Source organism: Ruegeria sp. O11 (assembly GCF_056535285.1).
The window spans coordinates 768195-791592 of the sequence record NZ_JBQERS010000001.1 but is presented as its reverse complement, the minus strand read 5'-3'; the positions used below and the strand labels follow the sequence as shown (position 1 = coordinate 791592).

The 23398-nt window shown below is 56.6% G+C and carries 22 protein-coding genes and 1 tRNA gene; 8 read left to right on the top strand and 15 right to left on the bottom strand.

All coding sequences use genetic code 11. The annotated features are described in order from the left end of the window. Positions 1-37: 37 nt before the first annotated feature. Positions 38-952, bottom strand: coding sequence for an MBL fold metallo-hydrolase (locus tag ACRZ91_RS03955; RefSeq protein ID WP_480902762.1), 915 nt, complete (start codon positions 950-952; stop codon positions 38-40). A 44-nt stretch (positions 953-996) separates the two neighbouring features. On the opposite strand from ACRZ91_RS03955, the gene ACRZ91_RS03950 reads away from it, so the two are divergent. Then, on the top strand, positions 997-2316 hold the full coding sequence (locus ACRZ91_RS03950) for an ATP-binding protein (RefSeq protein WP_480902759.1): 1320 nt from the start codon (positions 997-999) through the stop codon (positions 2314-2316). A 2-nt stretch (positions 2317-2318) separates the two neighbouring features. Here ACRZ91_RS03950 and ACRZ91_RS03945 read toward each other — a convergent pair. Continuing rightward, positions 2319-2395 (bottom strand) — tRNA-Ile (locus ACRZ91_RS03945). A 107-nt stretch (positions 2396-2502) separates the two neighbouring features. Here ACRZ91_RS03945 and purM point away from each other — a divergent pair. The 3 genes from purM (at position 2503) to rnd (ending at position 5410) form a co-directional block, all read left to right on the top strand. Further along, positions 2503-3549, top strand: coding sequence for a phosphoribosylformylglycinamidine cyclo-ligase (purM, locus tag ACRZ91_RS03940; RefSeq protein WP_480902757.1), 1047 nt, complete (start codon positions 2503-2505; stop codon positions 3547-3549). Further along, entirely contained in the window at positions 3546-4142 is a 597-nt protein-coding gene (gene purN / locus ACRZ91_RS03935) for a phosphoribosylglycinamide formyltransferase (RefSeq protein ID WP_480902755.1), read from the top strand. The genes purM and purN overlap by 4 nt, the downstream gene beginning before the upstream one ends. Before the next feature lie 110 nt (positions 4143-4252). Beyond that, complete coding sequence (gene rnd, locus ACRZ91_RS03930; protein WP_480714832.1) at positions 4253-5410, top strand: ribonuclease D; 1158 nt, start codon at positions 4253-4255, stop codon at positions 5408-5410. On the opposite strand, the gene ACRZ91_RS03925 is transcribed toward rnd, so the two are convergent. Next, entirely contained in the window at positions 5407-5931 is a 525-nt protein-coding gene (locus ACRZ91_RS03925) for a hypothetical protein (protein ID WP_010440294.1), read from the bottom strand. The genes rnd and ACRZ91_RS03925 overlap by 4 nt on opposite strands. Positions 5932-6071: 140 nt before the next feature. On the opposite strand from ACRZ91_RS03925, the gene ACRZ91_RS03920 reads away from it, so the two are divergent. Next, positions 6072-6482, top strand: a complete 411-nt coding sequence (locus ACRZ91_RS03920; protein ID WP_010440293.1) for a SufE family protein — start codon at positions 6072-6074, stop codon at positions 6480-6482. A 3-nt stretch (positions 6483-6485) separates the two neighbouring features. Here ACRZ91_RS03920 and ACRZ91_RS03915 read toward each other — a convergent pair whose 3' ends face one another. Both ACRZ91_RS03915 and ACRZ91_RS03910 read right to left on the bottom strand, forming a co-directional pair. After that, positions 6486-7151 (bottom strand): DUF1638 domain-containing protein, encoded by a 666-nt coding sequence (locus ACRZ91_RS03915; protein ID WP_480902751.1) that lies wholly within the window; start codon positions 7149-7151, stop codon positions 6486-6488. Between the two features lie 94 nt (positions 7152-7245). After that, the gene (locus ACRZ91_RS03910; RefSeq protein ID WP_170392964.1) at positions 7246-7944 is read right to left on the bottom strand and encodes a corrinoid protein; all 699 of its coding nucleotides are present in this window, start codon (positions 7942-7944) and stop codon (positions 7246-7248) included. A 308-nt stretch (positions 7945-8252) separates the two neighbouring features. On the opposite strand from ACRZ91_RS03910, the gene ACRZ91_RS03905 reads away from it, so the two are divergent. Next, on the top strand, positions 8253-9320 hold the full coding sequence (locus ACRZ91_RS03905) for a PA0069 family radical SAM protein (RefSeq protein WP_480902749.1): 1068 nt from the start codon (positions 8253-8255) through the stop codon (positions 9318-9320). 9 nt (positions 9321-9329) lie between these two features. Here ACRZ91_RS03905 and ACRZ91_RS03900 read toward each other — a convergent pair whose 3' ends face one another. The 3 genes from ACRZ91_RS03900 to gltX all read right to left on the bottom strand — a co-directional run bounded on the left by ACRZ91_RS03900 (position 9330) and on the right by gltX (position 13260). Further along, positions 9330-10271: an autotransporter outer membrane beta-barrel domain-containing protein gene (locus ACRZ91_RS03900; RefSeq protein ID WP_480902747.1), complete on the bottom strand. Its 942-nt coding sequence runs from the start codon at positions 10269-10271 to the stop codon at positions 9330-9332. A 172-nt stretch (positions 10272-10443) separates the two neighbouring features. Beyond that, positions 10444-11739 (bottom strand): citrate synthase, encoded by a 1296-nt coding sequence (gene gltA / locus ACRZ91_RS03895; RefSeq protein ID WP_010440288.1) that lies wholly within the window; start codon positions 11737-11739, stop codon positions 10444-10446. 114 nt (positions 11740-11853) lie between these two features. Next, complete coding sequence (gltX, locus tag ACRZ91_RS03890) at positions 11854-13260, bottom strand: glutamate--tRNA ligase (protein WP_480902744.1); 1407 nt, start codon at positions 13258-13260, stop codon at positions 11854-11856. Positions 13261-13338: 78 nt separating this feature from the next. Between gltX and ACRZ91_RS03885 the strand changes: the two genes are divergently transcribed. Beyond that, the gene (locus ACRZ91_RS03885) at positions 13339-15366 is read left to right on the top strand and encodes a ComEC/Rec2 family competence protein (RefSeq protein WP_480902741.1); all 2028 of its coding nucleotides are present in this window, start codon (positions 13339-13341) and stop codon (positions 15364-15366) included. Here the strand turns inward: ACRZ91_RS03885 and lexA are convergent. The 6 genes from lexA to ACRZ91_RS03855 all read right to left on the bottom strand — a co-directional run bounded on the left by lexA (position 15360) and on the right by ACRZ91_RS03855 (position 20177). Continuing rightward, positions 15360-16058, bottom strand: coding sequence for a transcriptional repressor LexA (lexA, locus tag ACRZ91_RS03880; RefSeq protein WP_170774205.1), 699 nt, complete (start codon positions 16056-16058; stop codon positions 15360-15362). The two genes, ACRZ91_RS03885 and lexA, sit on opposite strands and share 7 nt — an antisense overlap. Positions 16059-16128: 70 nt before the next feature. Continuing rightward, entirely contained in the window at positions 16129-17301 is a 1173-nt protein-coding gene (locus ACRZ91_RS03875) for a molybdopterin molybdotransferase MoeA (RefSeq protein ID WP_480902739.1), read from the bottom strand. Then, positions 17298-17771 (bottom strand): cyclic pyranopterin monophosphate synthase MoaC, encoded by a 474-nt coding sequence (gene moaC, locus ACRZ91_RS03870; protein ID WP_480651479.1) that lies wholly within the window; start codon positions 17769-17771, stop codon positions 17298-17300. Before moaC ends, ACRZ91_RS03875 begins: the two co-directional genes overlap by 4 nt. Continuing rightward, on the bottom strand, positions 17771-18583 hold the full coding sequence (trpC, locus tag ACRZ91_RS03865; RefSeq protein WP_480902736.1) for an indole-3-glycerol phosphate synthase TrpC: 813 nt from the start codon (positions 18581-18583) through the stop codon (positions 17771-17773). Before trpC ends, moaC begins: the two co-directional genes overlap by 1 nt. Continuing rightward, entirely contained in the window at positions 18580-19599 is a 1020-nt protein-coding gene (gene trpD, locus ACRZ91_RS03860; protein ID WP_260026231.1) for an anthranilate phosphoribosyltransferase, read from the bottom strand. The genes trpC and trpD overlap by 4 nt, the downstream gene beginning before the upstream one ends. Next, positions 19596-20177: an anthranilate synthase component II gene (locus ACRZ91_RS03855; RefSeq protein ID WP_480902734.1), complete on the bottom strand. Its 582-nt coding sequence runs from the start codon at positions 20175-20177 to the stop codon at positions 19596-19598. The genes trpD and ACRZ91_RS03855 overlap by 4 nt, the downstream gene beginning before the upstream one ends. A gap of 131 nt (positions 20178-20308) precedes the next feature. Here ACRZ91_RS03855 and ACRZ91_RS03850 point away from each other — a divergent pair, with 131 nt between their 5' ends. After that, the gene (locus tag ACRZ91_RS03850) at positions 20309-21859 is read left to right on the top strand and encodes a divergent polysaccharide deacetylase family protein (protein WP_480902732.1); all 1551 of its coding nucleotides are present in this window, start codon (positions 20309-20311) and stop codon (positions 21857-21859) included. Between the two features lie 24 nt (positions 21860-21883). Here the strand turns inward: ACRZ91_RS03850 and trpE are convergent, their stop codons facing one another. Beyond that, positions 21884-23395, bottom strand: a complete 1512-nt coding sequence (gene trpE, locus ACRZ91_RS03845) for an anthranilate synthase component I (RefSeq protein ID WP_170470570.1) — start codon at positions 23393-23395, stop codon at positions 21884-21886. Between the last annotated feature and the right edge of the window lie 3 nt (positions 23396-23398).

The following is a 23398-nucleotide window of genomic DNA, read 5'->3' as shown; positions in this document are numbered from 1 at the left end:
AGAGGAGAAGCGCATTGCCGATGAAAAAAGTTTGCTGCTAACTGAGCATCCTAAATTCGGACTGTTCTGAAAGCGTCTCAACGGGAGCGACCTGGGCCTTTCCGGTCAGATCGACCAGATGCGCGAACACATTTCTTTCCGCCGCGGGCAGCAATGCACCAGGCGTGTCTACATAAATACGCTGTGCAAGCTGTCGTGCAGTAGCCGGGCCTTTGATCAGTTCGTCAAGAATCTGAGATTCGCGCGAAAGACGGTGATGAATCAGCCACTCCAGGCGATTGTTTGGTTCAGTTACAGGAGCGCCGTGGCCGGGATGAAAGACTGACCATTCTCTCGCGCGAAGGCGATGGCAGGCGGCCATGAAGTCGGTCAGATCCCCGTCGGGCGGTGAGACCAGCGAACTGGCCCATCCCATGACATGATCCGCTGTAAAGCAAACATCGCCCCAGGCGAGCGCAATATGGTTGCCGAGATGGCCGGGTGTGTGGATGATTTCAAGCGTCCAGTCGTCCGCAGAAATACATGCACAGTCTTCCAGCTCAATATCAGGGCGAAAATCCATATCGATTCCCTCACCGCCGCCCGCAAACCCAGTCTGCGCCAATTCCGTCATAACCTCACTGCGGCCTGCTTGGGGTCCTCCGAAAGCGAGAACCGGTGCGCCTGTATGGGCCGCAAGAGGGGCAGCTAGGGGTGAGTGATCAAGATGGGTGTGAGTGACGAAGATATGGCTGATCCGCTGATTGGGCTGTAATGCATCGAGAATCGCCGACAAATGTGCGTCGCTCAGCGGTCCCGGATCGATGACGGCGATGTCTGTTTCACCCAGAAGGTAAGTGTTCGTACCGCGATATGTCATCGGTGAGGGATTTGGGGCAAGCACCCGTCTTAGGCCTTGAGCAAGTTCCACAGCTTGTCCAGGCACTGGGTTGAAATCATCGGGGGCTTGCATTCTGACCTCTTCCTCTTGTCCAGGCAGCCCGCTAGGTTTAGCGCATGTCGACCCAATGGCTCAAACCCTATATGCCGCGCAGCCTTTACGCGCGGGCTGCACTTATCCTGGTGCTACCGGTCATCGTTGTACTCTTGGTTGTGGCAATCGCTTTTTTGCAAAAGCATCTCGAGGAAGTGACCGCACAGATGACGCGAACGGCAGCCCGTGAGGTCACGCTTATATTGAACGTGATGGAGGGTGCAGAGACGCAGCAGCAGGCGCTGGCTGCCGCACGGCCTGATCTGTCGGCATTGAATATGACGGCTCGTTTTCTGCCGCCGTACCAAGAACCGGTGGTTGGAAAGCGTCGTTGGTATGATTTCATCGCACCACAAGTCGATGCTGAAATGCGGGTGTTGGTGCCTCAAATGCAAGACGTCGCACTGCCGAATGGACAGGAGGTGCGGCTTTATCTGAGCACGCATCTTGGCACTTTGGAATTGAAATTTGATCGACGGCGCCTGTCACCCACGGCACCGCACCAGCTTATCGTAACGATGGTGTTCTTTGCGGCGTTGATCACCACGATCTCATTTTTATACATGCGCAACCAACTGCGGCCGATTACTCGGCTCGCAGATGCGGCGCAGGCGTTCGGCCGGGGTCGCGTGGTGCCTTACTCTCCTGGCGGGGCAATCGAAGTGCGTGCGGCGGGCAACGCTTTTGTTGATATGCGCTCCCGAATCGAAAGGCAGATTGAGCAGCGCACTTTGATGTTGTCTGGCGTCAGCCACGATCTGCGCACGCCTCTTACGCGTCTGAAGCTGGGGTTGTCATTGTTGCCCGAAGATGAGGCAGCCCCGCTGTTGCAGGATGTTGATGAAATGCAATCGCTTCTGGATGCATTTCTGGACTTCTCAAGAGGGACTGCAGAAAGCACACCTGAGGCGGTCGAGCCCGAGATTTGGCTGAGTCAGATTGTCGATGACGCGCAACGCGCAGGTCAGCAGGTTGAACTGGTATCGGTCGAGGGGCAGGGGACTGTTATGTTGCGCCCGTCGGCAATGCGCCGCGCGGTGGAAAATTTGATTGGAAACGCTATCCGCTATGGTTCAAGGGCTGAGGTTAGTCTGTCGATGACACCGAAATCGATCCGTGTCCGAGTCGAGGATGACGGCCCCGGTATACCAATTGAACAGCGTACTGAGGCGGTCAAACCTTTCACGCGCCTGGACCCGGCTCGGAACCAGAATCAGGGCAGCGGTGTTGGGTTGGGCCTTGCCATCGTCGCCGACATCGCACGTGTACACGGCGGCATCCTTCGGCTGGGCAGCAGCGAAAAATTGGGCGGTTTATGCGCAGATATCGTGATAGGGCGGTGATGTGGTAGGCCCGGAGGGACTCGAACCCCCAACCAAAGCGTTATGAGCGCTCTGCTCTAACCAATTGAGCTACAGGCCCGCCGATGCGCCTTGCGTATCACGATGGCAGCCCGCGTCAAGCCTGACCGTTGCAACATCGCCCACAATCGAATAACCCGCGCGCAAAGCACTCATGAGGGATTGGCCATGACAGCGGGCAAGAACGGAATCACCTACGCCGATGCAGGTGTGGATATCGATGCGGGCAATGCTCTAGTCGATCGGATCAAGCCTGCGGCCAAGCGCACCAACCGCTCGGGCGTGATGAGTGGGTTGGGTGGCTTTGGCGCTCTGTTCGATCTTAAGTCTGCCGGGTATGAAGACCCGATTTTGGTGGGTGCAACCGACGGTGTGGGCACCAAGCTGCGGATCGCGATTGATACTGGCGTTGTTGATGGCGTTGGCATTGATCTGGTGGCGATGTGCGTCAATGATCTGATCTGCCAGGGTGCTGAGCCGCTGTTTTTCCTGGATTATTTTGCCACCGGTAAGCTGGACACCGATACCGCAGCACGGATTATCGAAGGCATCGCCGAGGGGTGTGTCCAATCTGGCTGCGCCCTGATCGGAGGCGAAACCGCCGAGATGCCGGGTATGTATCCCGATGGCGATTTCGATCTGGCCGGGTTCTCGGTCGGTGCAATGGAGCGCGGCGCGACCCTGCCCGAGGGTGTGCAAGACGGGGATGTGCTGCTTGGGCTGGCCTCGAACGGTGTGCATTCCAACGGCTATTCTCTGGTGCGCAAACTGGTCGAGATGTCGGGGCTGGGCTGGGATGCAGAGTCGCCTTTCGGTGGCGGAACATTGGGTGAGGTTCTGCTGACCCCCACGCGGCTGTATGTGAAACCGGCGCTGCAGGCGATCCGGGCAGGGGGCATCCATGCGCTTGCTCATATTACTGGCGGCGGCCTCACCGAAAACCTGCCGCGCGTATTGCCCGACGGGCTGGGGGCCGAAATCGATCTGAGCGCTTGGGACTTGCCGCCTGTGTTCAAATGGATGGCCGAAACTGGCGGCATCGCCGAATCCGAGATGTTGAAAACCTTCAATTGCGGTATCGGCATGATCGTGGTCTGCGCGGCTGAGGATGCAGACAAACTGGAAGCACTGCTGTCCGAAACTGGTGAAACCGTTGCCCGGATCGGATCTGTCACCGAAACACCCGGCGCCGCGTACTCAGGCAAGCTGCTGTGAGTCACAAGCGCGTCGCGATCCTGATTTCTGGTGGTGGATCAAACATGCTGTCGCTGGTCGATAGCATGATCGGGGACCATGCTGGCCGGCCTTGCTTGGTGCTGTCGAACGACCCTGAAGCCGGAGGGCTGACAAAGGCCGCAGAGCGTGGAATAAAGACTGCCTCCGTCGATCACCGACCTTTCGGTAAAGATCGCGCCGCGTTCGAAGCGGAATTGCTCAAGCCGCTGCTGGCTTCGCAGCCAGATATTGTGTGTTTGGCCGGTTTCATGCGCGTTCTAACCGGCGGTTTTGTTTCTCGCTTCCAAGGACGAATGCTGAACATCCACCCTTCGCTGTTGCCGAAGTACAAAGGTCTGAACACGCATGCCCGCGCCATCGAGGCGGGTGATTCCGAACATGGTTGCACCGTTCACGAAGTAACAGCCACGCTGGATGACGGCCCGGTTCTGGGACAGGCGCGCGTGGAGGTAAGGGCAGAGGATACGCCAGAGGAACTTGCCACTCGCGTGTTGGTACAGGAACACAAACTCTATCCTGAGGTCCTGCGCCGGTATTGTATGGGCAACAAAGACCCAGTTCTGTTGCCTTGAATCTGCGCGGCGATTTACACGCGTAGGGTAATCGTCTTATGGTCGCATATCGCTCGGGACAAGCACGACACGGGCAGTCACAAGAAACAAAAGCAAGAACAGCACCGCGCATGAAAACCCTGACTACGACGCAAGAGCTGGCCGCCTTCTGCACGGCTGCTGCACAATATCCTTATGTCACTGTTGATACCGAATTTCTGCGCGAACGGACTTATTATTCAAAGCTCTGCCTGGTTCAGCTCGCGGTGCCGTCCGAGGATGAGGGCAGTGCTGTTCTAGTCGATCCCTTGGCTGAGGATTTGTCGCTTGAGCCTTTGTATGACCTGTTCCGGAACGAAAGCGTTGTCAAAGTATTCCACGCGGCTCGGCAGGATCTGGAAATTTTCTGGGTCGACGCTGGCGTCTTTCCGACACCGCTGTTCGACACTCAGGTTGCCGCGATGGTTTGTGGCTTTGGTGAGCAAGTCGGTTATGAGACACTTGTCCGGAAAATATGTAGAGAAGGCGTTGATAAGACATCGCGTTTCACCGACTGGTCGCGGCGTCCATTGACGGACGCGCAAAAAAACTATGCGCTGGCAGACGTAACCCATCTTCGGAAAATCTATGAACATCTGTCTACTGAGTTGAAAAAGAGCAAGCGGGATCACTGGGTCGTTGAAGAGCTTCGTATTCTAACACGGCCCGAGACATATGACATTCGTCCTGAAGAAGCGTGGCGCAGGGTCAAAACACGCACAAATTCCGCTAAATTTCTGGCTGTAGTGAAAGAGCTGGCTCAGTTCCGCGAGGCCCATGCGCAAGAGAACAATGTGCCTCGTAGCCGTGTTTTCAAGGACGATGCACTAATCGAAATGGCGTCGACTAAGCCTAAAACGCCCTCTGATCTTGGTGGATCACGTTTGCTGTTGCGAGAGGCCCGCAAAGGGGCGATCGCTGACGGTATCCTGGCGGCAGTAAAAAGAGGTGTGAACTGCCCGCAAGATCAGTTGCCAAAGGTAGACAATAGCCGTGACAAGCTGAAAGTGAATCCGGCCCTCGCCGATCTTCTGCGCGTTTTGCTGAAATCAAAGACCGAAAGCGCAGGCGTCGCCGCAAAACTGATTGCGTCCAGCGCTGATCTGGACCAGATCGCCGCTGGTGAGCGCGATGTTCCAGCCATGTCCGGCTGGCGTTTCGAGGTATTTGGCGAGGATGCACTTAAGCTTTGCGAGGGCAAGATTGCGCTGGCAGCCAAGGGGCAAGCTGTGGATGTGGTTGCGCTTTAACGGCGACGTGATTCTAGCGCGTTCTGCTGGCCTTTGACACGGACCATGCGGATGCCTTCCAGTTCTTGAGCGCTGACATTGACAGCTTCAGAAACCATTCTAGAGCGTTCGTTTCCCTGAACGGTTGCATAGTCGGGATAATCCACGCGGAATGTATATTCCAAAATGCCATTCTTGGTAAGTTCTTCGGACCTTACTCGGGCAAGCTGCGCATTATATGCGCCCTGCCGAATGGCGGTGCCAGCTGCATATATGATAGCGCCAGAAGGTGTGGGGTCGACACGCAATTCGTTGATGACCGCTATTGGAACGCTATTGTCTTCAATTTCAGGCCGCGCCAACAGGCCTTTACCGTTGTTTTGACGTGGAACCAATGCATCTGCGTCGCTGGCTGAAACCTCTGATGGGGCAGGTGTGCTGCTGCCAAACCAGTTCGATGGGTTCGCCCGAGAGTTGCTCCAACTGTTACAGGCGGAAAGAACCGTGGCGGAGAGCAGAAGAACAGTCAGAGATTTGTGCATGGACCCAACACTTTGCGCAACTTTACCCGCACTGGGTTACCGCAAATTCAGCATCTTGAAAAGCCACACTGGGGCTGGACAGAAGGGGAAGCTGAGCCTAGTTCACAAATGTGATCGCGTAACGCAAGGACAGACCAGCCATGGCAACGCCAGCCTTTGAAGAGATAGTCGAAGATTTCGAGTTTCTGGAAGACTGGGAAGACCGCTATCGTCATGTCATCGAGCAGGGTAAGGCGATGGAACCGCTGGATGATGCGTTCAAGGTTCCCGCGACCAAAGTGAATGGCTGTGCCAGCCAAGTCTGGCTGCATCCCAGCATCGAGAATGGACAATTCAAATTTGACGGGGACAGCGATGCGCTGATCGTGCGGGGCTTGATTGCGGTATTACGCACGCTTTACAACGGCTTGCCGGTAGCCGATGTGCCAAAGGTCGACGCCGGAGGAGAACTTGCCAGGCTGGGGCTGCAGGAGCACTTGTCTGCGCAACGTTCGAACGGGCTACGTGCCATGATCGAACGCATTCGCGAGGTGGCGTTGGCCAGCGCTTGATCTTTATGTAGCGTTGCGTGTTGCCCAATCCGAAAGCGTTGTTTCCAAGTCACCGTATCCGGTCTGCCGACGCTCGAATTCCAGTCCCATCCGTTCGGCACATTTTTGTGCGCGACGTGTGAGATCCGGGTTGTCGGTCTGTGCCTGATAAACGAGTTTGGTGTAATTTCCGAAATACATCTCGCGCAGTTCCGGGTGTCTGTCCAGTCCAAGAGGTTTCCATACAAATGCGTCAAACTGCCGGGCGAGGAAATCGGTTAGGTAAAACGCAGTGGTTTCATCGTCGCCATGTGCGGCAAATGCCAGATTCCCTTCGAAAAAGGAATAGCAGTGGGGCCCTTGAATCATCTCGACGCCCAGACGTTCACATGCAGTCTGCAGCAGGCCTCCGGTTCCGCAATCGGCATATACAACATAGATTCGGTCGTATGAATCTCGGTGTTTGGCGATCGCATCTTCGACCGCTTGCGTGATTTTCTCGGGGTGTACATGCAGAATTGCGGGTAGGCAGGTCAGAGCCATATGATCCCAGCCATTCCGTTCCTTGAGATCCAGAATTTCACGGGCAAGCGCCCCACATGCGATCAGCAGAATCGACTCGGCTGCGCGCGGAGTGGCGTAACCCTGACGGGTCAGGCTGTCATCATCTGGTATCGGCGCGTCGGTCATGTGATCTCTCTGGTTGGCAACTATATATGTCAGGCTTTGGACAAAAAAGGCCGCCCCAGAAAGGGCGGCCTGTCTCACGGTATGGTCGCGTGCCTTAGCCGGCCAGTTGGTTGTGCTTGCGCGACATGAAGTCCTTGGCCATTTCCACCGCCACGGCTGCGTCACGGCAGTAGCCGTCGGCACCAATCGCCTTGCCAAACTCTTCGTTCAGTGGTGCGCCGCCAACCAGAACAGTGTATTCATCACGCAGGCCCTGTTCTACCAGCGTGTCGATTACCACCTTCATGTAAGGCATAGTCGTGGTCAGTAGGGCGGACATGCCCAGAATATCGGGCTGCTCGTTCTCCAACGCTTCCAGGTAGTTTTCGACCGGGTTGTTGATGCCGATATCAACCACCTCGAATCCAGCGCCTTCCATCATCATCGCAACAAGGTTCTTGCCGATGTCATGGATGTCGCCCTTGACGGTTCCGATCACCATCTTGCCAACGCGCGGAGCACCGGTTTCAGCCAGCAATGGCTTCAGGATTGCCATGCCGCCTTTCATGGCGTTGGCGGCCAACAGAACTTCGGGAACGAACAGGATGCCGTCGCGGAAGTCGTGGCCGACAATTGTCATGCCACCAACCAGCGCTTTGGTCAGGATGTCGTAGGGTTGCCATCCGCGCTCGAGCAGGATGTTCACACCTTCTTCGATTTCTTCCTTCAGGCCGTCATAAAGGTCATCGAACATCTGTTCGACGAGTTCGTCGTCATTCAGTTCGGACAGGACGATGTCTTCTTCATCAGACATGGGTATTTCCCTGAGCTGTGCGGGCTCGCGGCCCGTGGTGGCATTTTTTCCGTTTTGGCCATTTCGTCGCAGGACTACTGTGACGATTGCGACCTAGGTCGTTCCGAGACCGACCTATAGGCCGAATTTTGGCGTCGGGCGACCTCGAATTCTGCAAGATCATCCTGCATTTGTTTCATTTGTTCTGATTTCCTTCGCGCTGACCGATTTCGAAAACGCCTCAAGGTGGTCGGATATGAAGCAGGTGTAATCCTTGCCATTGGGCCCAGCTTAAATTAGTACTGACAATCGGAACATATGGTGAACAAATGGCCGTAAGAATGAACCATCCGGGCCGGGGAGCGGCATCAAATTCAGCAGGTCGATTCGAGAAGTATTTGACCGAACTGACCGAGGATGGGTGGGATTTGTCCGAAGATCTACCTCCGCTGCGGACCGAGGTTCAGGACGAAGTGGCCCGCAGTCTGATCACCTACAACAAATCACCGGATTTACCTTTTGATCGTTCGATCAATCCATATCGGGGTTGCGAGCATGGTTGCGTTTATTGTTTTGCCCGGCCAACCCATGCATATCTAGGCCTGTCGCCAGGGTTGGATTTTGAAACACGTCTGATCGCACGCCCCAATGCCGCAGAGATATTGCGACGGGAGCTTTCTGCGCGACGCTATAAGGTGGCTACGATTGCGTTGGGCACTAACACCGATCCATATCAACCGATTGAGAAAAGCCGCGAGATAACAAGAGGCTGTCTTCAGGTGTTGAGTGATTTTCAGCATCCAATCGGCATCGTGACAAAAGGCACATTGATCGAACGTGATCTCGATATTCTGGCGCCCATGGCCCGCAACGGTCTTGTGCGGGTCGGGATTTCGCTGACCACTCTGGACGCCAATCTTTCCCGTCAGATGGAGCCACGTGCACCTTCTCCACTGCGCAGGTTGCGCACGATTCGCGTCCTGACCGAAGCAGGGATACCGGTGCGCGTTATGACCTCTCCTGTCGTACCGGGCTTAACCGACCATGAACTTGAGGAGCTGTTGGAGGCCGGCAAGCAGGCGGGCGCGGATGCCGCAAGCTGGATCATGTTGCGGCTGCCGCGCGAAGTGTCCGAGCTGTGGCGGGAATGGCTGACCGAGCATCAGCCAGGCAGGGCCGAGAAGGTCATGGCGCGGCTAAGGGAGATGCATGGAGGAAAAGAGTATGATCCGCGTTGGGGTCATCGAATGCGGGGCGAGGGGACTTATGCCGAAATGATTGCGCAACGGTTCAGCGCCGCCGTGAAACGGCTGGGACTCGCCGTAGACCTACCGCCGCTGAATTGTGCGGATTTCGCGCCACCGCCCCAGTCTGGTGATCAGTTAAGTTTATTCTGAATTCATGAGTCAGAAGCTGATACCGATTCCGGCCGAGAAACCGTTTACCGTATCGCTTCCATAATAGCGGACCATGAAACGTGTCGTTGATACCCAGGGCACCCAGGTATCGGATAGATCAACCTCAATCCCGCCACCGACGCGCGCCAGCCAATCCGTGCCCAGCACCAGTGCCTGATCCCCGATCAGATAGGATACCGACAGATCACCAACCCATCGAACTGGGCGCCCGAACATACTTTTACCCGTTGGAAATCGATATCGTGACCAAAGGACGGCATTCGCGGCGGTCGATTCAACCAAAAGGTCTTCGTTGTCGCCGATAGGCCAATATTCGATATGCGTATAGCGCAGGCTTGCTTCGAACTCGCGATCATTAGATAGCGATTTCTCGTACGCAACTGTCATCGAGCCACCCGCGCCACCAGCCCAGATACCACCGCTATCAAGGTAATCCCGGTCAAGGCCAAGGCGGTTGGCGATGGCTTGCGCCCCTATCGATGCATCGGATTGCGTGCGCCCGACCGAAATATGGGCCATCGGAGTCAGTTTCCAAAACTCCCCAATGTCAAACTGATAGCCGACTCCACCAGTGAGGGCGAGGCTGGTCCATTTAAGAGGTAAACGATTAGTTTCTCCGGTGCCGCTGAAGGTCAGAACGGGATCATAGCGCGCGTATCCGATGTAGCCCTCGAGATAGATCGGTACGCCTTCGGCAAGGCGAAATCCGCCACCCAGCTGTGCGGATTTGAAATCGTAGTCGCGAGTATCCGTGTTCGATTGCAACGAAATTGCACTGGCAGAATCGTCCGGGATGCCAGCCAGCCCCAAAATCGCAAGCGAGCCAGCAGCATTTTCCTGCTGCTGCTGTTCAAAAGCTCTTTCAAGCAGGCTTTGTGCGGCGGCGGTCTGTGCAAACAGCAGCATAAGGAACACAAGGGCGGAACGCATGATAACCGGAATCTTATTGCTGGACGCAGCAACACTAGGTTGAGTGGCGTGCCGCGAAAAGAACGAACAAGGCGCTAGTCCAAGATTGTCTCAAAACGGTTTCTTTTGGGTAACGGTAGGAACAAAAAAGACCCCGGCTAGCCGGGGCCTTCATTTCAACTTCTGTCACCGATCAGCGGTTTTCGATATCTACGTAGTCGCGACTTGTCGCGCCCAGATACAACTGACGCGGACGACCGATCTTGTTTTGTGGATCGGCAATCATTTCCTTCCACTGGCTGACCCAGCCAACCGTACGCGACAATGCAAAGATCGGAGTAAACATCGAGGTTGGGAAACCCATAGCTTCCATCACAATGCCCGAATAGAAGTCGACATTTGGGAACAGTTTCTTTTCGATGAAATATGGATCTTCCAGGGCCTGCTTTTCAAGCGCCTTGGCGACCTGAAGTTTAGGGTTATCTTCGATACCCAACAGATCAAGAACCTCATCTGCAGACTGTTTCATCACAGTCGCGCGCGGATCGAAGTTTTTGTAAACGCGGTGGCCAAAGCCCATCAGGCGGAACGGATCGTCTTTGTCCTTGGCGCGTTCAATGAACTCGGGGATGCGGTCTACGCTGCCGATCTCTTCCAGCATTTCAAGGCAGGCCTGGTTTGCGCCGCCATGGGCCGGACCCCAGAGGCAAGCGATGCCCGCCGCGATACAGGCGAACGGGTTCGCACCAGACGAAGACGCCAGACGTACCGTCGATGTCGACGCGTTCTGTTCGTGGTCCGCCTGCAGCATGAAGATACGATCCATGGCGCGGGCCAGAATCGGGTTCACCTCATAATCTTCTGCAGGAACCGCGAAACACATTTGCAGGAAGTTCGACGCATAGTCCAGATCGTTGCGCGGATACACGAAGGGCTGCCCAATATGGTACTTATAAGCCCAAGCCGCGATCGTCGGCATCTTTGCAATCAGGCGATGAGACGCGATCTCGCGTTGACGCGGATCCGAAATGTCGGTCGAATCGTGATAGAAGGCAGACATGGCGCCGACCACTCCGACCATGATGGCCATCGGATGCGCATCGCGACGGAAACCGCGGTAGAAATACTGCATTTGCTCGTGCAACATCGTGTGGCGCGTGATGGTAGTCTCGAATTTCTCCAGATCTTTTGCCGATGGCAGTTCGCCATAAAGCAGCAGATAGCTGAGTTCGAGGAAGTGAGATTTCGATGCGATCTGCTCAATCGGATAACCGCGGTGCAGGAGTTCGCCCTTGTCGCCGTCAATAAAAGTGATGGTGCTGTCGCAGCTCGCCGTCGACGTGAAACCCGGATCATAAGTGAATACACCAGCTTGACCATAGAGCTTACGAATGTCGATCACGTCGGGCCCCGCAGTCGGAGAAAATACCGGCAGATCGTAGCTTTCGCCGTGGACAGTCAGTTTGGCTGTTTGTTGGCTCTCGGTCATGTTTATCCCTTCCTCATTCGTACAGTTGCCGGATCGCTGTCCGTCAAAGCAGGCAACGACTGCGTGGTGTAGCGCAGTTCGTTCTTAGTGGAGCAGCATTACCCGAATGTGAAATCAGTCAGGGTTCGCTGCATCATCAAGCCGCGCCAGGGTTTCATTCCGCCCAAGCACAAGCATCATGTCAAATACCGAAGGTGTAACTGCCCGGCCTGCCAGCGCGGCCCGCAGCGGGCCGGCCAATTTGCCGAACTTAACCCCGTTCGCCTCTGCGAACGAATTCAGGGTCTCCTCCAGTTCGTTCCGAGACCAGCTAGCATTTTGCAGCTGCGGCGTCAATTCATTCAGTATACCGTCGGATACTGACGTCAGGGCCTTAGCCGCCTTCTCGTCCGGCTGGATAGGTCTGGATGTCAGAACAAAATGGGCTTTATCAAGGAGTTCCGGGAAAGTGCGCGCTCGATCCTTGAGGCAATACATCGCACGCGCTAGATCACTCGATTGTGTTTCGGTCAGCTGTGATTTGTTCGCTGCAGACAGATAATCCTGGATTTCCCGCTGCAACGCAGCATCCTCTCCTATGGCAATATGTTGTCCGCATAGGTTTTCCAGTTTCTTCAAATCAAACCGTGCGGGACTTTTGCCGATCCCTTCCAGATCAAACCACTCTTTGGCTTGAGCATCAGTAAAGAATTCATCGTCTCCATGGCTCCAACCAAGGCGCGCCAAATAATTGCGCATCCCCGCGGCAGGATAGCCCATGGCTTGATATTCCTGCGCACCCAATGCGCCGTGGCGTTTGCTAAGTTTTTTTCCATCCGGGCCGTGTATTAGTGGGATATGCGCCCAGACCGGGATGTCCCACCCCATCGCCTCATAGATCATCATCTGACGGGCAGCGTTGTTGAGGTGGTCGTCTCCCCGGATCACATGAGTCACGCCCATATCGTGATCATCGACCACAACCGCCAGCATGTAGACCGGCGTACCATCCGAGCGCAGCAGGATCATATCATCAAGCTGATCGTTGCGAATGGTCACGTCGCCCTGCACCTGATCGCGGATCACGGTGGAACCCTCCTGCGGCGCTTTGATGCGGATCGCATAGGGGGCATCTGGGTGCGTGGCTGGGTCGGCATCCCTCCATGGGCTGCGAAACAGCGTCGACTTACCTTCGGCGCGCGCCTGTTCGCGGAACGCAGCGATTTCCTCTTGGGTCGAATAGCACTTGTAGGCCTTGCCCTCGGCAAGCAACTGACGCGCTACCTCGGCATGACGGGCGGCACCTTCGAATTGGCTGATAGTGTCCCCGTCGTGATCCAGCCCTAGCCACTTCATACCCTGTAGGATCGCAGCCGTGGCTTCCGGAGTCGAACGTTCCCGATCTGTATCTTCGATCCGTAACAGGAACTTGCCCCCGCGGCCCCGCGCATAGAGCCAGTTGAACAGAGCGGTGCGCGCGCCACCGATATGCAGAAATCCGGTGGGAGAAGGGGCAAAGCGAGTGACGACCTGATCGGACATTGTGTGGATTAACCTTTTGGTAACCTTAGCGGGCATAGTTTGGCGACTATCTACCCAGCCCGAAGGACGGGGGCAACCATGCGTGTTCTGACACGGGTCGAGACCGCATTGCTGATCCAGCGGGGATATCTGTTCCCGTGGTCTCCGGTCTGTCTTGCGGTCGGGATCGGCTGGTACTTTAGCCTGAGGTTTGAACCCGGCGCAGGCGTGTACGCAGTGGTTGTTGCGTTTGTGTTGTTGGCGATTGGTTTTAGTCTTTGGCTGAGAGAGGCCTGGCGTCCGTTGCCCATCGGGATGACGCTGATTGCGTTGGGTTTCCTGCTGGCCGGAACGCGGGCCCATATGGTTGCAGAGCCAGTCTTGCAATGGCGCTATTATGGCCCGGTCGAGGGGAGGGTCATAGCGCTGGACCGCTCTGCGTCGGATGCGCTGCGGGTTATGCTGGATCAGGTGCGGATTGTCGATATTCCCGCTGATCAAAGGCCCGGGCGCATCCGACTTTCGATACATGGCGATACTGTTGCGTTGTCCCCGGGTCAGCGGATCATGACCACCGCGCACCTTTCTCCGCCGCAAGGTCCGGTCGAACCGGGTGGATTTGATTTTCGCCGCCACGCTTGGTTCCAAAGGCTTGGCGCAGTTGGATATACCCGTGTTCCAGTTTTGTCTTCGGCCCCGGCTCGCGATGGACAAAGCGGCGTTCGTATTACGGCGTGGCGTATGGCGATCTCGGACAGAGTTCGTGCAATTTTACCTGGCGAGATCGGCGGATTTGCTGCCGCCGTCACCACAGGGGATCGCAGCGGTATGAGCAAGGCCTCGCTTGAGTCCTTGCGTGCCTCAAATCTGGCGCATCTTCTGGCGATCTCTGGATTGCATATGGGCTTGCTGACTGGTTTTGTATTCGTGGCATGCCGCATCGGATTGTCGATGGTGCCTATGCTGGCCCTGCGTTTGCCTGTACGAAAAATGGCAGCGATCTGCGCCTTAGTCGCTGCCACTATCTATTTATTTCTCTCTGGCGGAAACGTCGCGACCGAGCGCGCATTTGTCATGGTTTGCGTCATGCTAGGAGCCGTGATGCTGGACCGTCGTGCGATCTCGCTGCGGGCGGTGGCCGTTGCAGCATTGATCGTATTGGTACTGCGCCCTGAAACACTGCTGAGCCCCGGGTTCCAGATGTCATTTGCTGCGACGTCCGCTCTGGTCGCGGGATTCGGAGCCCTGAGAGACTATGGTCCAATGCCCGGTCCACTCTGGATGCGGCCGGTGTTGGCCCTGTTGATTTCATCGGCCATCGCGGGGATCGCAACTGCCCCCATCGGAGCGGCTCATTTCAACACCGTGTCCCACTATGGATTAATCGCAAACCTCGTCTCGGTCCCGGTGATGGGCACTCTGGTCGTCCCGAGTGCCGTTGTCGCAGCACTTCTTGCGCCATTCGGGCTTGAGGCGATCGCACTGCACGTGATGGGTTTGGGGCTGAATTGGATCCTTGCGGTTGCGTCCTGGGTTTCGGGACTTGAAGGTGCGCAGGGATTTGTTGTTAGCCCAGGCGCATTTGTACTGCCCGTTACAGCAGTGTCTTTCCTCTGGTTGATCCTGTGGCAAGGGCGCACGCGATGGATTGGATTGGCCCCGGCGGTGGTCGCTATTGCGATGTGGGGGCAGGGGAGCCGTCCTGATGTTCTGATCGCAGATACCGGAGGGCTCGTCGGCGTGATGACCGATCAAGGCCGTGCGCTGAGTAAACCAAAAGGCAGCGGTTTTGTCGCATCGGTTTGGTTGGAGAATGACGGAGACGACGCGGATCAGCCAAAGGCGGCGAAGCGCTGGCCTGAGTCCTCAGGCGGTGTCCAACGTTATCTGATGGGTGACAAAGAGCTAGTGCACCTAACAGGCAAACGCGCTGCGCTTGCCTTTGAAGAGTGCCGGCCAGATCAAATTATTATCGCGTCCGTTTCGCTGTCTCTGACAGGTGCGTGTCGAATCTATGACCCGGAGGCACTGCGAAGCACAGGCAGTCTTGCCATTTCCAAAGGGAGTTTGCTCACCAGTTCAGAGGCTTCAGGACGCCGCCTATGGTCACCTCAACCCCGTCAGTAGCTACGGATCAAACCAACCAGCCGACCCTGTACTTTCACCTTATCCTCGGGCAACACACGCGTCTCATAAGCCGGGTTTGCAGCCTCAAGTGCAATGGCCTGACCGCGACGGAAAAAGCGCTTTAACGTGGCTTCCTGATCTTCAACCAGAGCCACGACGATATCCCCGTTATCTGCCGCCGTGGTTTCACGGATCACGACAACATCGCCATCGTTGATTCCGGCGTCGATCATCGAGTCGCCCCGCACTTCAAGCGCGTAATGTTCACCGCTGCCTGAAATCATCGAGCCCGGCACCGCCACGCGGTGCGAAACATGGCTTATCGCTTCGATTGGGACACCGGCCGCGATCCGCCCCATGACAGGCAGTTCCATCGCATCAACGGTGACGGGTTCGAAGTTCGCTGGGCGGGCCCCATCGGGCCGGTCACCTTCAATCACGCGGGGTTTGAAGCCCGCCGTCGGCTCACCACCAAGGCTTTCGGGAAGCTTGACGATTTCAATGGCGCGTGCCCGGTGAGCAAGGCGGCGGATAAAGCCACGTTCTTCCAGCGCCGTGATCAGTCGATGGATCCCGGATTTGGAACGCAGGTCCAACGCAGCCTTCATTTCATCAAAACTGGGCGGAACACCGTCCGCTTGCACGCGTTTGTGGATGAATTCCAGCAAATCCAATTGCTTCTTGGTCAGCATCGCTCGCACCTCATCGCTCATGCGTTTTCTTTTGTTCTACGCATGTTCACGTTTTGTGTCAACGGATTTGCTAGATGGGCAGGTAGGTGACCTTATCACCGACAGGGCGCGCGGGATCATTGGGCTGTCTTACCAGCAATGCGTTTGCATGTGCCAAAACACTTAGGAGTGAGCTGTCCTGATCGTCACAAGCCCGAATGCCATCTTTGTCCACAATCGCGCGCATATAGTGTTCGCGCCCACCGTTTTCAGTGAGTGGTGCCGTCAGCTGGGCCTGCTGCAGAGGTTGAAGTACATGTTCTATTCCCAGCATGCGCCGCACCATCGGAACCAAAAACAGATACCCACAGACCATTGCGCTAACCGGATTGCCGGGCAGGCCAACCATTGCTGCGTCGCCGAGGCGTCCAGCCATTAGTGGCTTACCGGGGCGCATGCGGATTTTGTAGAACGACTGCTCCAGCCCTAGGCCTTCCGAGACATCTGCGACCAGATCGTATTCTCCGACCGACGCGCCGCCGATGGTCACAACTAGGTCTGCGCCTTGCGCCAGACCAAAAGCCGTTTCCAGAGAGCCAACCGTGTCTTGTGCGATCGGTAGCACGCGCACATGCGCACCGTTGTTTTCAAGGAGCGCTTTCAGGCCAAACGTGTTTGACGCGATGATTTGATCGGGTCCAGGCACCTCGCCGGGCATCACCAGTTCATTGCCCGTCGATATCAATGCCACCACAGGTTTTCGGGTCACAGGGACGGAGGCGATATTCATCGCGGCCAACAGCGCGATATCTTCGGGCCGTAGCTGGCGTGGGGCCATGATTTTGGTGCCGACGGCGAAATCTATGCCAGCAGGGCGGACATTGGTCTTTTCTCCGGGAGGGTGAGTGATGGTGATCAGGCTGTCTCGGCGCTCGACATCTTCTTGAATAACGACAAAATCCGCGCCGTCAGGCATCGGCGCACCCGTAAATATTCGCACTGCTTGACCGGGCCCGACCGTGCCTTCAAAGCGCTTTCCGGCTGCGGATTCGCCGATCACTTTGAACATCGCATGCAATTCAACTTCGGTCGCTTTCACCGCATATCCGTCCATCGAAGACGCTGCAAAAGGGGGTTGATCACGTGTTGCAGCAACGTCCTGCGCCAAGATGCGACCACCTGCCTCTGCAAGATGAACCGTTTCCGCAGACAGGGGCGTGACCAGATCGAACAATAGGGCTCGGGCGTCTTCGACGGAGATCATGACGCCTCGTAACGACCTGATTTACCGCCGTCTTTCAAAAGAACTCGGATGCCGCCAATCTCCATTGCCTTATCCACGGCTTTAGTCATGTCATAGACAGTCAGGGCGGCGGTTGAGACCGCCGTCAGCGCCTCCATCTCGACACCAGTTTGTCCCGCAGTTTTGACGGTGGCTTCGATCTGCACGCCGGGAAGATCCGGATCCAGGGTCAGCTCAACCGCAACTTTAGTAACGGGCAGCGGGTGGCACAGCGGAATTAAGTCCGGTGTTTTCTTTGCGCCCATGATGCCAGCGAGACGCGCAATACCAAGAACGTCACCTTTCTTAGCGCGGCCTTCTGAAATAATATCATAGGTTTCTTGGGCCATCCTGATGTAACCTGCGGCGATTGCGACCCGGTCGGTGACGGCCTTATCGGACACATCCACCATGTGTGCCTCGCCCTTGGCATCGAAATGCGTCAGTGGCATCACATCACTCCGGGGATGAGTGGATTGGCCAGTAGCGAACGGGTGGCGCTGGCCACATCGTCTTGTCGCATCAGGCTTTCGCCAATCAGGAAGCAGCGCGCGCCATAGCGGGCGATATCAGCAAGGTCAGCAGGCGTACTCAGACCGCTTTCGCACACGATCGTGCGATCTGCTGGAACCAACTTCGACAGGTGGCGTGTCGTATCAAGTGTGGTTTCGAAGGTTTTGAGATTGCGGTTGTTTATCCCGATTAGAGGGCTTTTTAGCTGCGTTGCCCGCGCTAGCTCGTCGGCGTCGTGTACTTCGATCAGAACATCCATACCCCAATCGAACGCTGTCTGCTCAAGCTCTGAAGCTTGCGCATCTTCAACCGAGGCCATGATGATCAGAATGCAGTCCGCACCCAGAGCTCGGGCTTCGACCACCTGATAGGGGTCATACATGAAATCTTTACGCAAAGCGGGCAGAGAACATGCTGCACGGGCTTCAGTCAGGAATTCCTTTGCCCCTTGAAAGCTAGGTGTATCGGTCAGCACCGACAAGCACGCAGCTCCTCCCGCTTCATAAGCTTGGGCCAGAGCAGGTGGGTTAAAATCTTCGCGGATCAATCCCTTGGATGGGCTGGCTTTTTTTACCTCGGCAATCAGCCCATAGCCGGATCGCGTGGCTTTGTGAAGAGCTTCGGCAAACCCCCGAACCTCTGGTGCATTGCGCGCCTCTGACTCTAATGTTTCCAGCGATTTGGCTGCTTTGTCTGAGGCAACTTCTTCTAGTTTGTAGGCTTTGATCCTGTCCAGAACGGTCTCGGTCATGCGGCTTCCTGTGTAATGCGTGCCAGAGCGTTGATCTTTTCACGGGCTTTGCCGCTGTCGATGCTTTCAGCGGCCATAGCCACCCCTTCACGCAGATCACTGGTGGCATCTGCGACAACAAGTGCAGCAGCAGAATTCAGCAGTACAGCGTCACGGTAGGCCGATGGCTGGCCGTCCAGCAAGGCACGGAATGCGATGGCGTTTTCTTCCGGTGTCCCGCCAACAATATCCTCGAATGGGTGGACTGGCAGACCTGCGTCTTCAGGGTGAAGCTCGACCTCTTTGACAACGCCGTCCTCAACGGAGGCGATCCAGCTGACGCCCGTAATCGTCAACTCGTCGGTCCCGTCCGAACCATGCACCAACCAGGCATGCTCGGCGCCCAGCAGGCCCAGAGTTTCGGCCATTGGGCGGATCAGATCACGGCTAAACGCTCCGGTCAGTTGGCGTTTCACACCAGCCGGGTTGGTGAGAGGACCCAGAATGTTGAATATCGTGCGCGTACCAAGTTCTTGCCTTGAAGGCATGACATGGGCAATCGCAGGGTGATGCATCGGCGCCATCATGAAGCCGATACCGACCTCTTGTAACGCCTTTTCAACCACTTCTGGGCCGACCATCACATTAATTCCAAGCTGACCAAGTGCATCCGCCGCACCGGATTTCGAACTTAGGTTCCGGTTGCCATGTTTTGCAACGGTGACACCGGCACCCGCCGTTACAAAGGCCGTTGCCGTCGAGATGTTGAGCGTTCCCTTGCCGTCACCACCGGTGCCCACGATATCCATTGCTCCCGCCGGGGCCTTCACAGCGTTGCATTTAGCGCGCATTACAGCAGCGGCAGCGGCGTATTCATCCACCGTTTCACCGCGTGTGCGCATCGCCATCAGCAATCCGCCGATCTGGCTCGGAGTCGCGGCACCGTCAAACAGGATACCAAAGGCCTGTTCAGCCTCGGCACGGGTCAAAGGTCGATCGGCCGCAGCACCGATCAGCGGTTTCAGAGCATCGCTCATGCGGGGACTTTCATTTCATTCAGGAAATTCTTGAGCAGGGCATGACCGTGCTCAGATGCGATGGATTCCGGATGGAACTGGACGCCGTGAATGGGAAGCTCTTTGTGCTGTAAGCCCATGATGGTGCCACCCTCAAGTTCGGCGGTGATCTCAAGGCACTCGGGCAAGCTTTCGCGTTCAACGACCAATGAGTGGTAGCGGGTCGCCTCGAATGGTGACGGCAAACCAGCGAATACGCCTTTACCAGTGTGATTCATCGTGCCCATCTTGCCATGCACGATCTCGTGGCATCGCACGACCTTGCCGCCAAAGACCTGACCAATGGTTTGATGGCCGAGGCAGACGCCCATCAGCGGCGTCTGTGTTTCGGCTGCCGCTTCGGTCAGCGCAAGGCAGATACCTGCCTGATCGGGATCACAAGGGCCGGGGCTCAGCAGGATGCCAGCCGGGTTCATCGCCATTGCTTCCTGTACGTCCAGCGCATCATTCCGGCGCACGACCATCTCGGCCCCAAGTTCGCCCAGATAATGAACGAGGTTGTAGGTAAACGAGTCATAGTTGTCGATCAGCAGCAGCATTTGGGCACTTATCTTCCTATCGGCATTTCAGACTGGCGATGCAGCCCTTGAGCGCGGTATAATGTCGGGACATACATGCTCAGGCTTGTGCGGCAGCGTCAAGAGGACATACCCAACTTGGCGCAGTGCAGGTGAGCGCCGCAGAAGATGGCGTATGGGTGGTTGAGGCACGAAACAACGCGAGAGGCGAGATTTCGATGAGCGGATTTTATGGTGGATTGATCGCTGGTGCGGTCTCTGTCCTGGCATTGGGCGCGGTCCTGTCGCTGTCCACACCCTTGTCGCGCAAGCCAGAAGTCGCGGCAACAGCACCCGAAGTGGCTGATGCGCCTGATGCGCCTGAAACAGCGAATGTCGATAGCACTGGTGTCGATGCAGATCTGGTTGAGTTGCCTCCATCGGGTCCCGAAAGCCCGGAGCTATCGTCAGATACTCTGGATGGTTTGGCAGACGTCGAGCTTGCGCCCGGGCCGCCTCCGCAGTCAAGTGACTCGCCTGTTGCCACCGCAGCACCTGCTGGAATTTCGACACCCGCGGTGACCGTTCAGACAGATGCGCCGACAGCACCGCCGCCGCCGCTTGCTGAACCAGAAACGCCCAGACCAGAGGCTGAACCGGCCAGGGTTGCAGACGCGCCTCCAGCACCAGAGCCTGAAGCGGTACCTGAACCCCGGATCGCGGAAGAAACGCCTGAGGAACAAGCACCTCAAGTGGCGGCATTGGAACCCGAGACCGAAGAATTGCCGGACGTAACTTTTGAGGTTCCGGTAACCGAGGGCGTGCCGAACGATAACCCGATTGCCGTTGAGGGCGAAGAAGATACACGCCCGGTCAGCAAACCGCGCGTGCTAACGCTGCCTCAAATTGGCGGGGAAGGGACCGCGAGCTCTAAATCTCTGATCGGCAAACGTGTCGTACCCCTGACCGAAAGGGATGACGCACCCGTTGAGCAAACCGAGGTAGTGCCTGAGGTAGCGGCAAAACCAATCGAAGCGCATGCCGCGATCTTTGAGAACCCCGAAGCCAAGCCATTGATGTCTATCATTTTGATCGACGATGAAGGAGCATTTGGAGCCGAGGCGCTTCAGGATTTTCCATACCCGCTAAGCTTTGCCATTAGCCCGTCAGACCCGGATGCAGCCGAAAAGATGGCGCGCCATCGCGAAGCGGGTTTTGAAGTGCTGGCAATGATTGACATGCACGAAGCCGCCAGCGCTCAGGATGCAGAAGTATCCTTGTCGGTGTGGTTGGATGAGTTGCCCCACACGGTAGGCATTCTGGAGGGCGTTGAAAGCGGTATTCAGGGTAACCGAAAACTGGCAGACCAGGTCGCCGCCATTGTTGGCGACACCGGCCGTGGTCTGGTGACACAGGATAACGGCCTGAACACTGCGCAGAAACTCGCCGCCCGCAATGGCGTTCCGTCCAGCGTCGTATTCCGCGATTTCGATGGGGCCAAGCAGGATCCCAAGATAATGCGGCGCTTTCTAGATCAAGCCGCATTCCGCGCCGGGCAGGAGGGTGCGGTTGTAATGCTTGGCCGATTGCGCCCCGAAACGATCTCGGCCTTGTTGCTGTGGGGGCTTGAGGATCGCGGCAGCCGGGTGGCGATGGCACCGATCTCAGCCGTGATGATGAAAGAGGTCGAAAAAGGTGCTTCCGAAGCCTTGACGGACGGGTAAAAGCGGCACCTTGTTGCCGCTTTCTCAGCTGTTTCCGCTGCCGGTAAAACGCGCCGCATCTGCCGCCGCGCGTCGGATCGCGTTCGATTTGTGCACGGTCTCCATATATTCCGCCTCGGGGTCGCTGTCATAGACAACACCACCGCCAGCCTGAATATAAAGCTTGTGGTCTTTCACGATGGCCGTACGCAATGCGATGCACATGTCCATGTCGCCACCAGCGCTGAAATATCCGACACCGCCGCCGTAGATGCCGCGTTTTTCGGGCTCCAACTCGTCGATAATCTCCATCGCGCGCACTTTTGGCGCGCCCGAGACTGTACCCGCAGGCATCCCGGCAAAGAAGGCATCCAGCGCGTCTTTGTCTTCGGCAAGTTCTCCGACCACGTTCGAGACGATGTGCATCACGTGGCTGTAGCGTTCGATAATGAACTCTTCGGTGGGGCGGACGGTCCCGATCTTGGACACACGGCCCGTATCGTTGCGTCCAAGGTCCAGCAACATGAGGTGCTCGGCCAGTTCCTTTTTGTCGGCAAGCAGATCGATTTCGTTGGCCTTGTCTTCCTCGGGCGTTGCGCCTCGCGGTCGAGTGCCAGCGATTGGGCGGATCGTGACTTCATCCCCAAAGACGCGGACCAGGATTTCAGGGCTCGCGCCTACGACCTGAAAGCCACCGAAGTTGAAATAGAACATGAAGGGCGACGGATTCGTACGCCGCAAAGACCGGTAGAGGGCAAACGGAGGTTGCGGAAAGTCCTGCGTCCAGCGTTGGGCTGGGACAACCTGGAAGATATCGCCTGCGCGGATATATTCCTTGGCCTTTTCAACGGCCTCCATGTAACCCGATTTGGTGAAGTTGGATACTGGAGCGCCAACTTCAATCGCGTCGCCCAGATCGCGTGTCTCGGCGGGCATTGCGCGCTCCAGATCGCGCACAGCGTCCATGACACGCTCTGCAGCTTGTGCATATGCGGCTTTAGCGGATTGTCCGTCGCTGACCCAGGCCGGAGACACCACAGTGACCTCACCTTTAACACCGTCCAATACGGCGATCACCGAAGGTCGCAGCATGATCGCATCCGGCAGGCCCAGCGGGTCGGGGTTCACATCCGGCAAGTATTCTACAAGCCGCACCATGTCATAGCCCAGATAGCCAAACAGCCCGGCAGCCGCCTGTGGTAGGTCATCCGGCAGCGCGATGCGGCTTTCGGCCAGCAAATCGCGCAGGTTATCCATGGGGTTGCCATCCTGTGGCTGAAACGCGTCGGCATCAAACCGGGCCGACCGGTTCAGGGCCGATGTTTCGCCATGACACCTCCAGACGAGATCGGGTTTCATGCCAATGATCGAGTAGCGACCGCGCACCTCGCCACCTGTCACCGATTCGAGCATGAAGGCGTCTTTTTGTGCGCCCGTCAGCTTGAGCATCAAGGACACGGGCGTGTCCAGATCGGCGGCAAGTCGGGTATAGACAACCTGATTTTCACCCGCGTCATAGGCGCGCGCGAAAGTTTCGAATTCCGGGGTCAGGGCCATGTG

Coding starts and splice junctions, on each gene's coding strand:
- ACRZ91_RS03955 (WP_480902762.1), bottom strand. CDS start 952: ATGCAAGCCCCCGATGATTTCAACCCAGTGCCTGGACAAGCTGTGGAA.
- ACRZ91_RS03950 (WP_480902759.1), top strand. CDS start 997: ATGTCGACCCAATGGCTCAAACCCTATATGCCGCGCAGCCTTTACGCG.
- purM (WP_480902757.1), top strand. CDS start 2,503: ATGACAGCGGGCAAGAACGGAATCACCTACGCCGATGCAGGTGTGGAT.
- rnd (WP_480714832.1), top strand. CDS start 4,253: ATGAAAACCCTGACTACGACGCAAGAGCTGGCCGCCTTCTGCACGGCT.
- ACRZ91_RS03925 (WP_010440294.1), bottom strand. CDS start 5,931: ATGCACAAATCTCTGACTGTTCTTCTGCTCTCCGCCACGGTTCTTTCC.
- ACRZ91_RS03920 (WP_010440293.1), top strand. CDS start 6,072: ATGGCAACGCCAGCCTTTGAAGAGATAGTCGAAGATTTCGAGTTTCTG.
- ACRZ91_RS03915 (WP_480902751.1), bottom strand. CDS start 7,151: ATGACCGACGCGCCGATACCAGATGATGACAGCCTGACCCGTCAGGGT.
- ACRZ91_RS03910 (WP_170392964.1), bottom strand. CDS start 7,944: ATGTCTGATGAAGAAGACATCGTCCTGTCCGAACTGAATGACGACGAA.
- ACRZ91_RS03905 (WP_480902749.1), top strand. CDS start 8,253: ATGGCCGTAAGAATGAACCATCCGGGCCGGGGAGCGGCATCAAATTCA.
- ACRZ91_RS03900 (WP_480902747.1), bottom strand. CDS start 10,271: ATGCGTTCCGCCCTTGTGTTCCTTATGCTGCTGTTTGCACAGACCGCC.
- gltA (WP_010440288.1), bottom strand. CDS start 11,739: ATGACCGAGAGCCAACAAACAGCCAAACTGACTGTCCACGGCGAAAGC.
- gltX (WP_480902744.1), bottom strand. CDS start 13,260: ATGTCCGATCAGGTCGTCACTCGCTTTGCCCCTTCTCCCACCGGATTT.
- ACRZ91_RS03885 (WP_480902741.1), top strand. CDS start 13,339: ATGCGTGTTCTGACACGGGTCGAGACCGCATTGCTGATCCAGCGGGGA.
- lexA (WP_170774205.1), bottom strand. CDS start 16,058: ATGCTGACCAAGAAGCAATTGGATTTGCTGGAATTCATCCACAAACGC.
- ACRZ91_RS03875 (WP_480902739.1), bottom strand. CDS start 17,301: ATGATCTCCGTCGAAGACGCCCGAGCCCTATTGTTCGATCTGGTCACG.
- moaC (WP_480651479.1), bottom strand. CDS start 17,771: ATGCCACTGACGCATTTCGATGCCAAGGGCGAGGCACACATGGTGGAT.
- trpC (WP_480902736.1), bottom strand. CDS start 18,583: ATGACCGAGACCGTTCTGGACAGGATCAAAGCCTACAAACTAGAAGAA.
- trpD (WP_260026231.1), bottom strand. CDS start 19,599: ATGAGCGATGCTCTGAAACCGCTGATCGGTGCTGCGGCCGATCGACCT.
- ACRZ91_RS03855 (WP_480902734.1), bottom strand. CDS start 20,177: ATGCTGCTGCTGATCGACAACTATGACTCGTTTACCTACAACCTCGTT.
- trpE (WP_170470570.1), bottom strand. CDS start 23,395: ATGGCCCTGACCCCGGAATTCGAAACTTTCGCGCGCGCCTATGACGCG.